Annotated in this window: 12 protein-coding genes; 1 reads left to right on the forward strand and 11 read right to left on the reverse strand. The window is 74.5% G+C overall.

The features are described 5' to 3' along the window. The 10 genes from DT076_RS17870 to DT076_RS17905 all read right to left on the reverse strand — a co-directional run bounded on the left by DT076_RS17870 (position 1) and on the right by DT076_RS17905 (position 10,392). A complete protein-coding gene (locus DT076_RS17870; protein WP_158548192.1) occupies positions 1-969 on the reverse strand; it encodes a PfkB family carbohydrate kinase in 969 nt (322 codons plus the stop codon). A gap of 11 nt (positions 970-980) precedes the next feature. Then, entirely contained in the window at positions 981-1,757 is a 777-nt protein-coding gene (locus tag DT076_RS19500) for a tryptophan-rich sensory protein (RefSeq protein WP_158548193.1), read from the reverse strand. Next, entirely contained in the window at positions 1,754-3,133 is a 1,380-nt protein-coding gene (locus DT076_RS17875; protein ID WP_158548194.1) for an NAD(P)H-binding protein, read from the reverse strand. Before DT076_RS17875 ends, DT076_RS19500 begins: the two co-directional genes overlap by 4 nt. 49 nt (positions 3,134-3,182) lie before the next feature. Beyond that, the gene (locus DT076_RS17880; protein ID WP_114128068.1) at positions 3,183-3,944 is read right to left on the reverse strand and encodes a CPBP family glutamic-type intramembrane protease; all 762 of its coding nucleotides are present in this window, start codon (positions 3,942-3,944) and stop codon (positions 3,183-3,185) included. A gap of 65 nt (positions 3,945-4,009) precedes the next feature. Further along, positions 4,010-4,996, reverse strand: coding sequence for a DUF4192 domain-containing protein (locus DT076_RS17885; RefSeq protein ID WP_114128069.1), 987 nt, complete (start codon positions 4,994-4,996; stop codon positions 4,010-4,012). Between the two features lie 89 nt (positions 4,997-5,085). Further along, on the reverse strand, positions 5,086-5,736 hold the full coding sequence (locus DT076_RS17890) for a DedA family protein (RefSeq protein ID WP_233494052.1): 651 nt from the start codon (positions 5,734-5,736) through the stop codon (positions 5,086-5,088). A gap of 42 nt (positions 5,737-5,778) precedes the next feature. Next, positions 5,779-6,960 carry a glycosyltransferase gene (locus DT076_RS19715; RefSeq protein WP_199539281.1) on the reverse strand — a complete coding sequence of 394 codons (1,182 nt, stop codon included), beginning with the start codon at positions 6,958-6,960 and terminating at the stop codon, positions 5,779-5,781. Continuing rightward, a complete protein-coding gene (locus DT076_RS19720; RefSeq protein WP_199539282.1) occupies positions 6,957-7,862 on the reverse strand; it encodes a DMT family protein in 906 nt (301 codons plus the stop codon). Before DT076_RS19720 ends, DT076_RS19715 begins: the two co-directional genes overlap by 4 nt. Before the next feature lie 149 nt (positions 7,863-8,011). Then, positions 8,012-9,238 (reverse strand): glycosyltransferase family 4 protein, encoded by a 1,227-nt coding sequence (locus DT076_RS17900; RefSeq protein ID WP_114128070.1) that lies wholly within the window; start codon positions 9,236-9,238, stop codon positions 8,012-8,014. After that, the gene (locus tag DT076_RS17905) at positions 9,235-10,392 is read right to left on the reverse strand and encodes a L,D-transpeptidase family protein (RefSeq protein WP_233494053.1); all 1,158 of its coding nucleotides are present in this window, start codon (positions 10,390-10,392) and stop codon (positions 9,235-9,237) included. The genes DT076_RS17900 and DT076_RS17905 overlap by 4 nt, the downstream gene beginning before the upstream one ends. Positions 10,393-10,667: 275 nt before the next feature. Between DT076_RS17905 and DT076_RS17910 the strand changes: the two genes are divergently transcribed. After that, positions 10,668-11,171 (forward strand): DUF1707 SHOCT-like domain-containing protein, encoded by a 504-nt coding sequence (locus DT076_RS17910; protein ID WP_114128072.1) that lies wholly within the window; start codon positions 10,668-10,670, stop codon positions 11,169-11,171. On the opposite strand, the gene DT076_RS17915 is transcribed toward DT076_RS17910, so the two are convergent. Further along, on the reverse strand, positions 11,129-12,673 hold the full coding sequence (locus DT076_RS17915) for an NCS2 family permease (RefSeq protein WP_114128073.1): 1,545 nt from the start codon (positions 12,671-12,673) through the stop codon (positions 11,129-11,131). The genes DT076_RS17910 and DT076_RS17915 overlap by 43 nt on opposite strands. Positions 12,674-12,675 lie beyond the last annotated feature (2 nt).

Below are 12,675 nucleotides of genomic sequence, written 5' to 3' on the forward strand. Positions count from 1 at the left end.
TCAGCCCGCGGCGTCCAGGAAGGCGCGGACCTCGGCCAGGGTGGGCGGCTGGGCGCCCTGCCGTCCGCAGACGATGGCCGAGGCGGCCGCACCCTGCTGCAGGGCGGTGCGGACGGTCTCGGTCGGCGCGCCGTCGGCCCCCGCCCAGGCGGCGAGGAAGCCGGCCATGAAGGTGTCCCCCGCCCCCACGGTGTCCACGACCTCGACCCGGTGCCCGCGCACCCGCACCACGGCGCCGTCGGCCAGCACGGCGAGCGCGCCGTCGGGGCCGAGCGTGAGCACGAACAGACCGAGCCCGAACCGCTGCACCCACGCGGTGACCAGCGCGACCGGGTCGGCGGACGGGTCGGCGCTGGCGTCGGCGGCCCGGGCGAGGAAGAGGACGTCGTCGTCGCTGGCCTTGGCCACCCCGCCGCGGCGGCCGACCACCGCCAGGTAGGGCTCGACCCGGCGCCAGTACTCGTCGGGGTCGGCGACGACGGCGCTGCGCACGTTGAGGTCGACCGACATCCGGGCCGGGCAGTCGCGGACCCACTCGAGGAAGGTCGACGCCCCCGGCTCGACCACCAGCAGCATGGAGCCGAAGTGCAGCCAGTCGTCCGCACCGAGCGCGGGCAGCTCGCCGGGACGCCAGCCGAAGGTGGCGGTGCGCTCGGTGTGGAAGGCGTAGCTGGCCTTGCCGTGGGCGTCCAGGCTGACCACGGCCACCGCGGTCGGGTCGTCGACGGTGACGACGGCGTCGAGCCCGACCCCGTCCGCCTCGAGGTGCTGGCGCAGCTGGGTGCCGAAGCGGTCGGTGGACATCCGGCCCAGGAACTGCACGTCCCGCTCCAGCCGGGCCAGCGCGACCGCGCTGTTCATCGGGCCGCCGGCCGACAGCGCCTGCCAGGTGCTGCGGAAGGACGAGTCGGACGGCTCCGGGACGTTGGCGAGATCGATCAGGGCCTCACCGCAGACGACGAACCTCATGGCGGGCAACGCTAGCGTGCCGCCGCCCGTCGTCCGGCCAGGAACGCCACCACGACACCGGCGACCGCGACCAGCGCGGTCACCCCGACCGGGGTGGACGCCGGCTCGCCGGTCAGCCGGTCGACCGCCAGCCATCCGAGCGCCCAGACCCCACCGACGGCCACGGCGAGGCGTCCCCGGAGCCGGAGCAGTGTCGAGGCCAGCAGCATCAGCGCCAGCGCCACCGCGACCACCACCAGCCCCTCGCGGACCGGGGCCGGCGGTTCGGACCCGCTGTCGCCGAGGGCCGCGGCGACGTCGGCGACGGCGGCGACCACCACCCAGCCCAGCAGCAGCCCGGCGGTGCCGTCGACCAGCAGCCGCTCGACCCGGTCGCCCGGGACGTCGTCCTGGCGGGCGCGCAGCAGCGTCGCGAGCACCACCGCGAGACCGAGGACGGCGACGACCGCGAGCCAGAGCCGTCCGGCCGGGACCGCCAGCAGCCAGACGGCCTGCAGCGCCATGGCCGCCGCCAGCCACCAGCCGGCGGCCCGCTGGGCGGGCGCCGCACCCTGGCCCGGCCGCCACTGCCACACCGTGTAGCCGACCAGCCCGGTGTAGACCACCGGCCAGAGCGCCCATCCCGGCGCGGCCGGCACGACCAGGGCGGAGGCCTCCGCGGCCGCCCCACCGGCGCGGTCGGCGGCCGGGGCGCCGAGGAGCCCGTTGCCGGAGACCAGACCGACCAGGCCGAGCACCAGCGCGGCCGTCACGGCCAGCTGGCGGATGCGGTCGGTCGGTGTCGTCACCTCCGAGCGCTCCCCGCTCCCCCGGCGGCGAGCTCGCGCCGGGCCAGCGCCTGCCGGGCGACCGCCCGCTGGCCCACCACCTGGGCGACCACCCGCAGCGGGGCCGACAGCACCCACCCGAGCTGGCCGGCCAGCCCGCGCGGCCGGTGCTCGGTGCGCAGGGTGAGCCGCGAACCGGTCGGGACGGGCTCGAGCGTCGCGGTCAGCTCCGTGCGTCCGGTCAGCGCGCGGCGCGCGCGCAGCACGAGCTGGTGCGGTGGGGTGCTCTGCTGCTCCGCCCACCAGCCGAGCTGGGTCGCCGGGTGCTCGAGCACGACCTCGCGCAGCGCCGCCCAGACGTCCTCGGGGGGCGCGGCGATCGTGGTGGTGTAGCGGTCGGTGCGCACCACCGGGCCGGCCCAGGCGGGGTCGGCGTCGGTGTGGCCGGCCGGCGAGCGCTCCGGGTCGGGTTCGGCCAGGGCCTCGGCGACGGCGTCGTCGAACCCGCGCAACCCCTGCGGCGGGTCGGGCACGACCTCGGCGATGTCGTGCTCGCCGCACACCACCTCGTGCACCAGGCTGCCGACCAGCGGTCTGGCCAGCCCCGTCGGCACCGGGATGATCAGACCGACCCACTGGCTGGCCAGCCGCGGGGTGAGCACCGGCACGGTGCGCACGAGCCGCGGCAGGAGACCGGCCTGCCGGGCGTAGCGCTCGATCATCTGCCGGTAGGTGAGCACCTCGGGCCCGCCGATGTCGAAGGCGCGGTCGAGCCGTCCGGGCGCGGCGGCCACGCCGGTCAGGTGGTGCAGAACGTCGGTGACCGCGATCGGCTGGATGCGGTTGTCGAGCCAGGACGGTCCGAGCATCACCGGCAGCCGCTGGGTGAGGTGGCGCAGCATCTCGAAGGAGGCCGATCCGCTGCCGACGATGACCGCGGCCCGCAGCACCACCGCCGGCGTGCGGGCCGCCAGCACGATCTGCTCCACCTCGCGGCGGGAGGCCAGGTGCGGCGACAGCTCCTCCCCGTCGGGGTGCAGCCCGCCGAGGTAGACGATCCGGCCGACGCCAGCCCGGTCGCAGGCGTCGGCGAAGGAGCCGGCGAGCTCTCGGTCGCGGGCGGCGAAGTCGCCGTCGCCGTCCATCGAGTGGATCAGCCAGAACGCCACGTCCACCCCGGCCAGCGCCTCGTCGAGCGCGGCGCGGTCGTCGGCGCTGCCCTCCACCGCCTCGACCCGGTCGCCCCACCGGTGGCGCCGGAGCCGGTCGGCGGAGCGGGTGAGCACCCGGACCGTCCAGCCGTCGGCCAGCAGCGCCGGGACCAGCCGCGAGCCGATGTACCCGGTCGCCCCGGTCACCAGCGCGGTGCCCCGCCGCTCCCCGTCCTGCTGCTGCACTGCCTCTCCTCCGCCGGCTGCTGCCGACCCTAGTGGGGTGGCGCCCGGCTCACCCGGCCGCCAGCACCACCGGTCGGAGCAGGACCACCATCCCGGTGGACCAGACCACGTGCACCAGCACCGGCCCCAGCACCCCGCCGGTGGCGCGCCGGTGCAGCCCGCACAGGGTGCCGAGGACCGCCGCCGCGAGCACCAGCGCTCCGTTGAGCGAGGCGGCCGTCACCACCGTGTAGACGGCGGTGGTGACCAGCACCGCCCGCCAGGGATGTCGGAGCTCGTCGACCGCGTCGTGCAGGGCGCCGCGGAAGAACAGCTCCTCGGCGACCGCGTTGACCAGCGCCGCGGCCACCACCAGCCCGAGCACCGACCACCGCAGGTGCGACAGGACGGCCAGCACGGCGGCCTGCAGCACGTCGACCTGGGAGACCAGGAACCCGCCGGCGCAGAACAGGGCGACCGCCGACGTCCCGATCAGCAGCCCCGGCAGCACCGGCGGTACCACCCGCCCGGAGCCGGTGACCCACCGGCCCAGCGGCAGCGGGCCCGAGAGCAGCGCGCCGACCACCCAGACCGCGGCCAGGGCGAACGTGGAGGCGACGAACCAGGGGTCGCCGGGCGGCCGGGTCAGCGACCAGCCGAGCAACGCCGTCCCGACCAGCAGCGTCCCCGCGACCACCACCCGGCGACGCCGGCGGGCACCGGCCGGTCCGGGAGCGCGGCCCGCCGCCGGCCCGGGGTCGTCGGGCACCTGCAGCAGCGCACGGCCGACCAGGGCGGTCGCCGACCGCCGGCCGGTCTGCTGCGTCGGCATCCGCTCCCCTCCCGCCGGGCGGGGCCCAGCGTACGGAGGGGCCCGCCGACGCGGGACCGGCGGGCTCACCCGGTGGTGCGCCCCGCACCGGGCTCGTCCCACCACGACGGCGGCAGCCCCAGCCGGTTGATGCTGTCGAGGACGGCCACCAGCCGGTTCTCCTCCCCCTCCGCCTCCAGCGTCTCCAGGCACACCGACATCAGCGCCCCGTCCCCCGACAGCCAGGCGGCGGTGGCGAGCTGGCACACCGGGGCCACCCGGAACGGGGGCAGTGCGAGCCGGCTCACCCGCGACCACAGCCCCACCGCCCGCGCCGCACCCGAGCGGGTCTGCGCGCCCCACACCGCGTCCCGGACGCCGACGTCGAACAGGCTGACCGCGAGCTCGGCCGCGGCCTGCTCGTCGGGCAGCTCATCCGCCGCGCACAGCGCCTCGACGCGGGCGACCACCCTGGCGGCGGCGTCCGGGCCGAGCGGCAGCAGGTCGCCGGCCACCGTCTCGTACAGCCCGACCCGCTCCTCGGTCGCCGGTTCGGGCCGGACCAGCTCGGCCAGGCTGTCGCGCGAGGGCAGGGTGGTCAGACCGGCGAAGACGGCCGCGGCCGCCGTCCGGCTCGAGGCCACGTCGTAGGGCCGACCCTCCGGCGGGCAGCAGCCGGCGCTGCACAGCCACGACCACCAGCGCCGCCCGTCGACGTGCAGCAGGTCGACCAGGCGGACGCCGTCGAGCCGCTCGGGCAGACCCTCGAACAGCGCGGCCACCGGCTCGGGGTCGGCGCAGTAGGCCACCACCACGGCGGCGTCGGCCCCGTGCAGGTCGGCCAGGTCCTCCACCTGCTGGGCCAGCTCCCCGCCATCGGGCACCGAGGCCAGGTCCATCCGGGCGGTCACCACCACGCACCGGTCGGCCAGCAGCACCACCACCAGGTCGTCGGCCGGCAGGAACCCGACCAGGTACGGGATCACGCCCAGTACCTCGGACGGGTCGCCGGCGCGGATGGTCGGTGGCGCGGTCGGCAGGACACGGTCGGTCGGCGGCGAGTCAGAGGTCATGCCCGCCAGGTGTGCCGGGACGGGCACGGCTGCCGACCGCCCCGGGCCGGCTGTGGACGACGGATCCGCCCTGTGGACGGCGCCGGGGATCAGTCCTGCTCGTCCTGCGGGAGGCCCTTGGCGGCGGTCGCGGCCCGGCGCTGGCGGCGGATCAGCCACCACACCAGGTAGACCAGCAGCGCCACCAGGATGACGTAGACCACCCGGGAGATCACGCCCATGTACTGCTCGACCAGGTGCCAACGGGTGCCGAGCAGGTAGCCCGCGCCGATCAGCAGGCTGTTCCACAGGGCGCTGCCGAGGAGGGTGTAGAGGGTGAAGGTGAGCGGGTTCATCCGGTCCACCCCGGCCGGGATCGAGATCAGGCTGCGCACCCCCGGGACCAGCCGGCCGAGGAAGATCGCGCGGGCGCCGTGGCGGTCGAACCAGGCGGTGGCGCGGTGCACGTCGCCGGCCTCGGTCAGCGGGATCTTGTCCGCGATCGCGGCCAGCCGCCGCTCACCGAAGGCGGCGCCCAGCGCGTACAGCAGCCAGGCTCCCACCAGCGAGCCGGCGGTGGCCCAGAGCAGGGCCGCGACCACGCTGAAGTTGCCCTGCTGGGCGGTGAACCCGGCCAGCGGCAGCACCACCTCGCTCGGGATCGGCGGGAAGACGTTCTCCAGCAGGATGGCCAGACCGACGCCGGGGGCGCCGATCACCGTCATCAGGCTGACGACCCAGTCGACGACACGTTCGAACACGCTGGCAGGTCCTTGTCTCGGAGGCGGTCGGGCGGTCGGCGCTCAGGCAGCGCGCCGCAGACGCACGATCCTGCCACGGGTCACCTGGCAGTAGATGTCCTCGAAGCGGGCCAGCGTGGCGTCCAGGGTGTGCCCGGCCACGATGGTCTCGCTCTCCCGGCCCATCCGGGCCCGCAGCGCCGGGTCGGCGAGCAGCCGACGCAGGTGGCCCGACAGCTCCTCCACGTCGCCGGGGGTGTAGAGGTAGCCGTTGCGTCCCGGTCGCACCAGGTGCGGCAGCGCCATCGCATCGGCCGCCACCACCGGGCGTCCGGCCGCCATCGCCTCCAGGGTGACGATCGACTGCAGCTCGGCCACCCCGGGCATGCAGAACAGGTCGGCCCGGCCGTAGGCCTCGACCAGCTCCTCGTCGGTGACCACGCCGTGGAAGGTGACGCGGTCGGTCACGCCCAGCCGCTCGGCCATCGCCCGCAGCTGGGCGCCGCAGGAGCCGTGCCCGACCACCTCGAGCCGGGCCGGGACGTCGGCGGGCAGCTGGGCGAAGGCCCGCAGCAGCTCGTCCACCCGCTTCTCCGGGTCGAGCCGGCCCACGAACAGCACCGTCGGCACCCAGTCCGCGGCCTCCTTGGCCGGGGCCCACCGACCGCTCGCCTCGGCGAAGGAGTGGTTGTCGATCCCGCAGGAGACCGCCAGCGCCTGCAGCCCGGTGGCCTCGGTGAGCAGCTGCACCGCGCTCGGGGTCGGGGTCGTGACCACGGAGGCCTGGCCGAACACCCGGCCGATGTCGCGCCAGACGGTGCGCGTCACCCACCCGCGGGCGAAGCCCGGCACCGGCAGGTGGTCGAAGACGTTGTCGATCATCAGGTGGTTGGTGCCCACCACCGGGATGCCACGGTGCACCGCGGCGGCGGCGAAGGCCCGTCCGACGGTGAAGTGGGCCTGGATGTGCACCACCTCCGGGCGCAGCTCGTCGACCAGCGGCTGGGCCGCGGTCCGCCACGGCCCACCCAGCCGGAACCGCTCGTAGCGGGGGTAGCGGTAGGAGCGCACGTGGTGGACGGTGATCCCCCGCACCCGCTGCCGGGCCGGGCGGCCGTCCGGTGAGGGCGCGGCGACGTGGACGTCGTGGCCGCGTCGGGCCAGCCCCTCGGCGAGCCGCTCGGTGAAGCGGGCCGCCCCGTTGATCTGGGGGGCGTAGGTGTCGGCGGCGATGAGGATCTTCACGAGGTGCTCCGGTTCGACTCGACGAGCGGACGGTGCTTGGCCACCTCGGGGTGGTGGCTGGAGAGGACGACCACACCGGCGATGGCGACCAGTCCGGAGACGAGCATCCCCGCCAGGACCGGCAGCGCGAAGCCGCCCTCGCCCAGCAGGAACAGACCGATCAGGACGGCGACCACCGGGTCGGTCACGGTCAGCGCGCCGACCACGACCTCCGGCGACCCGGCGAGGTAGCCGTGCTGGGTCATCCAGCCCCCCAGCGCGAAGGCCAGCCCCATCACCAGGGCCGTGCCCCACACCTGCGGTGAGGTCAGCGGCGTGCCGGCACCGAGGATGAGGAAGAGGGCCTTGACGTAGGCCGAGGCCAGCCCGAAGGCGCAGGCGCCGGCGCTGGCCCACAGCAGGGTGGGCCAGCGTCCGGGAGCCCGGGTGGCGGCGGCGACGAGCGCCAGGCAGAGGACGGCGACGCCGCCGCTGACCACGAGCACGTGGGTGAAGTCGGGCACCTCGCTGCCGGCGCTGCCGGCGGTCAGCAGGACGAACCCGACGACACCCAGCAGTGTGGCCGCCACCCCCGCCCACACCTTCGCCGGCGGCCGCACCCGGGTCCGCCGGGCGGTCAGCAGCACGCTGAGTGGGACCGCCATCACCCCCACCGGTTGCACCACCGAGACCGGGGCCAGCCGCAGGGCGTTGACGTGCAGCAGCGCACCCAGCGCACCGAACCCGACGCCGAACAGCCATCGCGGGGTGCGCATCAGTCCGATGAAGTGGCGCAGGCTCAGGTGCCGGTCGTTGTCGGTGCGCTCGACGTGGCGCCCGACGGCGTGGTGCTGCTGCGCGGCGGCGAGGGCGAAGCAGACGGCGGCCACCAGCCCGAGGCCGATCGCCACTGCGGTCCACACGATGTCGCCTCCCCGGCTGAGAACTCCCGAATGCTGTGGAAGTTATCAGCCGGCTCGCGCCGGATCAGGGCCTCAGGACCCTGAAACAACCATGGTCGCGAGGCCGGGGTGCATGTTCGGTCCGCGGTCGCAGCGACGACACCTGACGTTCACCGCAGGCTCGCTGCGGCGGCGGTGTAGACGTCGCCGATCCGGCGCCGGAAGACGTCCGGGGCGAACTCGCGGCGGTCGGTCAGGGCGCCTTCGGAGGCGGCCACCACCCGGGCCGGGTCGTCGGCCAGCTCGACCAGCAGGCGGGTCAGCGCGGCCTCGTCCGCACCGTCGGCGAGGATCCCCGCCGAGCGCAGGCCCTCGGTCAGCCGGGGGTCGCAGTAGAGGACGCCGCGCAGGTTGCTGACCGCCTCCACCACCGTCATCGGCTGGTTGTCCCAGCCGACCGAGGTGAGGGCGCACAGGTGGGCTCCGGCGATGAGGTCGAGCACCCGGGCGTGCGAGGTGCGGCCGACCAGCTCCACCTCAGGGTGGTCCCCGACCAGGGCCCGGGCCTCGGCCAGCTGCTCGCCGTCACCGGCCAGGGTGAGGTGCAGCCGGCCCGGGCCGAGCCGCTCGACCGCCGCCAGCGCCGCCCGCACCAGCGGCAGCGGACGCTTCTCCGGCACCATCCGACCGACCCACACCACCCGCAGCGGCCCGTCCACACCGCGCAGCGGTTCGGTCGCCGCGGCGGCGACCGACAGGGTGTTCGGCACGACGTCCACCCGCTCCAGCCCGGCGGCCCGCAGCGCGGCGGCCTGGTGGGCTGACGGTGAGACCACCCGCTCCACGGTGCGGGCCTGGGTGAGGGTCATGTTGCGCATCGCGGAGTTGCCGGGCCGCTCGTCCAGCCGGACGCGGGTCGGCCGCAGCCCGGTGAGCAGGGAGTGGAACCCGGGCGCACCCCAACGCAGCAGCTGCTGCACCGGCCAGGTGGTCTGCCAGAAGAAGGTGTGCACCGTCTGCACGACGGGGATGCCGAGGTCGTGCGCGGCGGCCGTGGCGGCGGCGGCCAGACCGAACTCCGAGTGCAGGTGCACCACCTCGACGTCGCGGCGCACCAGCAGCCGGCGCAGCCGGGTGCGCAGCTCACGGGTGTTCCGCAGCACCGGCATCCCGAGCACGGACAGCCGTCCCTGCGAGGGCACCCCGACCACCCGCACCTGGTGCGTTCTGGCCAGCTCGGGCATCCGGCTGCTGCGGGGTGCCAGCACCGTCACGTCGAGCTCGGCGGCCAGGGCGCGGGCCTGCTCGAACATCGCGGTCTCGGCACCGCCGAGGGTGTCGAAGGAGTAGTCCGAGACCACCGCGACCCGGCAGGGCCGGCCAGTGGCGCGGATCACGAGTAGACGATCACCTTGTCGTAGACGTCGACCTGCTCGAAGAGCGCCTTGATGCCGGCCTTGTCGCGGACGTTGACGCACCCGTGGGAGGCGCCGTTGTAGCCGCGGGCGGCGAAGTCGGCCGAGTAGTGCACCGCCTGCCCGCCGTCGAAGAACATCGCGTAGGGCATCGGGGTGTCGTAGATGGTGGAGACGTGGTCGCGGGACTTCCAGCCGACCACGAAGGAGCCCTCGCGGGTCGGCGTCTTCTCCGAGCCGAAGCGGACGTCGAAGGTGGACTGCACCTCGCCGTCGATGATCCAGGCCATCTGGCTGGTCTGCTTGGAGATGCACAGCGCGCGGCCGGTCAGGCAGCGGTCGTCCCAGCCGGCGGCCTCGGCGTCGGAACCGCCGTCCTCCTTCTCCTTCTCCTTCTTCTTCTTGGGCTTCTCGTTGGTGAGCTCGGCCTTCGTCGGCTCGCGGGTCATGCCCTCCAGCGAGGTGAGGGTGCGCTGGTCGACCTCACCGGTGACCGGGAGCTCCCGCTTCTCCTGGAAGCCCTTCACCGCGGCGGCGGTGGCGTCACCGTAGAAGTCGGTGACCTCACCGGAGAACCAGCCGATCTGCTTCAGACGCGCCTGCACCTCACGGACCTCCTCGCCCTGCGAGCCCTTCTCGTACAGCGCGGGGCCGGGGGTGAGCCGGTTGTGCATCTCGTCGTCGGTCGGGGTGCGGGTCATGTCGACCAGGGCCGCCCAGGTCAGCTCGTCGACCACGCCGGTGACCTCGAGCTCGCGCTTGTCCTGGAACCCGTCCACCGCCGCTCGGGTGGAGTCGCCGTAGGTGTCGGTGATCTTGCCCGAGAACCACTCGATCTGCTTGAGCCGGGACTGCAGCTCGCGCACCTTGTCCCCGGTGTCGCCCGGGCTGAGCACCGGCTTGGCGGTGGGCGTCGGCGTCGGGGTGGGGCTGGGCGTCGCGCTCGGCGTCGGCGTCGGGGCGGGGGATGGCGTCGGGTGGGAGGGCGTCGGGCTGCTGCTGCGCACCACCGGGGTGGCCGGTGCGGAGCTCGGGCTGGGGGCGGCGCTCACACCGGGCGCGCAAGCGGCCAGGCCGGTGGCGAGCACGGCAGCTACCAGGGCCAGCACGGCCGAGGACGCTCGATCTCCACGCACGACAAGACACTCCTTCTGGACACAGACGGGCGGGAACACCCTAACGGGTGCCGGCGCCGGGCACCTCCCGACGCGGAGCGCTGTGACCAGACCGTCGCATTCTCAGCAGCCTGTCAGATTCCTGCGGTGGTGCGTCGGGGGGCGGGCGCGGGAGGCCACCCGGGGACGGAGCGGACGGCGTCCGGCTCCGACCGTGGTCGTCGGTCCGGGGGGCGTCCTGCCCCTCTGGTCGCCGACCGCTCGCCCGCTCCCGGCGGGATCCGGAGGATGAGGCCATGACCTCCCCGATCATCCGCACCGAGCCCTTCCCGCACCCGGCCCCGCCGAGGATCGTCCCCGTGCTGCGGGTCGGGGACGCCGAACGCACCCGCACCTGCGAGGTGCTCAGCAGCCACTACAGCGCGGGCCGTCTGGAGCCCGACGAGCTGGAGGACCGGCTGGCCGCGGCGATGGCCGCCCGGACCCAGGCCGACCTGGCCCGCCTGCTGGCCGACCTCCCCCGCCTGGACGCCCCGACCCCGCAGCCGCCGGCCGGACGACCCGCCCAGCCCGCCTCCGGGGTGACCGTGGTGGCCGGCATGGTGCTGGCGGCCAGCCTCTTCGTCTGCCTGATGATGATCTTCGTCGCGATGGCCATCGCGCCGGCCTGGGGCTTCTCCGCCCTGGTCGGCGGGACGGTCGCGGCCGTCGGCGGGGTGGCGCTGGGGATGCTGTGGATGCGGCGCCCCGCCCCGGCTCAGCCGCCGAGCACGCGGGAGAGGATGCCCTGGGCGAAGTAGACACCGAAGGCGGCCCCCACCAGGTACATCAGCCAGTGCACCTGGCGCGCCTTGCCGCGGGCGACCTTGAGCAGCAGGTAGCTGAGGATCCCGGCCCCGATGCCGACCGTGATGGAGTAGGTGAACGGCATCAGCACCATGGTGAGGAAGGCCGGGATGCCCTGCTCGGGGTCGTCCCACTGGATCTTCAGCACCTGGCTGATCATCAGGAAGCCGACGAAGACCAGGGCCGGGGTGGCCGCCTCGCTGGGGATGATGCTGATCAGCGGCGCCAGGAACATCGACAGCAGGAAGGCCGCCCCGGTGACGACCGAGGCCAGCCCGGTGCGGGCCCCGTCGCCGACACCGGCCGCGGACTCGATGTAGGAGGTGTTGGACGACACCGAGCCGACACCGCCGGCGGCCGCCGCGGCGGAGTCGACCAGCAGGATCGGGGTCAGGTGCGGGGGGTTGCCCTTGTCGTCGAGCAGGTTGCCCTCCGCACCGATGGCGACCACGGTGCCCATGGTGTCGAAGAAGTCGGCCAGCAGCAGCGCGAACACCAGTAGCGCCAGGCCGAAGAAGAGGTTGGCGCGGAAGCCGCCGTCGAAGGTGGCGGCGAAGGCGCCGAACACGTCCACCTGGCCGATCAGGGACAGGTCGGGCAGCGAGGCCACCCCGTCCAGGGTGGGCACGTTGAGCAGCCAGCCCTCCGGGTTCTCCTCCCCCACCTTCGGCCCGATCTGCGCGACGGCCTCGATGATGACCGCGACCACGGTGGCCGTGGCGATGGCGATGAGCATCGCGCCGCGCACCCGCAGCACGTGCAGCACCAGCAGCAGCCCCAGCCCGAGCACGAAGACCAGCACCGGCCAGCCCGACAGCGACCCGCCGATGCCCAGCTGCACCGGGGTGCCCGAACCCGGGCGGACGATGCCGCCGTCGACCAGCCCGACGAAGGTGATGAACAGCCCGATGCCGACCGAGATGCCGGTGCGCAGCGAGCGCGGGATGGCGCGGAACACGGCGGTGCGGAAGCCGGTCAGCACCAGCACCGCGATGATGACGCCCTCGATGACCACCAGCCCCATGGCCTGCGGCCAGGTCATCTGCGGGGCGATCAGGACCGCCAGGAAGGCGTTCAGCCCGAGACCGGTGGCCAGCCCGACCGGGAAGCGTCCGACCACGCCCATGAGGATGGTCATCACCCCGGCCACCAGTGCGGTGGCCGCGGCCACCATGGCGATGGCGGCGTCCACGTTGGCCCCGATCACCTGCCCGGCCGCATCGGTGTAGGGCAGCCCGCCGAGCAGGTTGCCCTCGGCGTCCGGCTTGGTGCCGATGATCAGCGGGTTGAGCGCCAGGATGTAGGACATCGTGACGAACGTGACCAGCCCACCGCGGACCTCACGACCGACCGTGGAACCGCGCGCGGTGATCTCGAACCACCGGTCCAGGGCCCCCAGCCGGGAGCCGGACGGGCCGGGAGGACGCTTGGCGGCACGGGGCGAGGAGGTCACCATGG

Source organism: Desertihabitans brevis (genome assembly GCF_003327535.1).
Taxonomy (GTDB): domain Bacteria; phylum Actinomycetota; class Actinomycetes; order Propionibacteriales; family Propionibacteriaceae; genus Desertihabitans; species Desertihabitans brevis.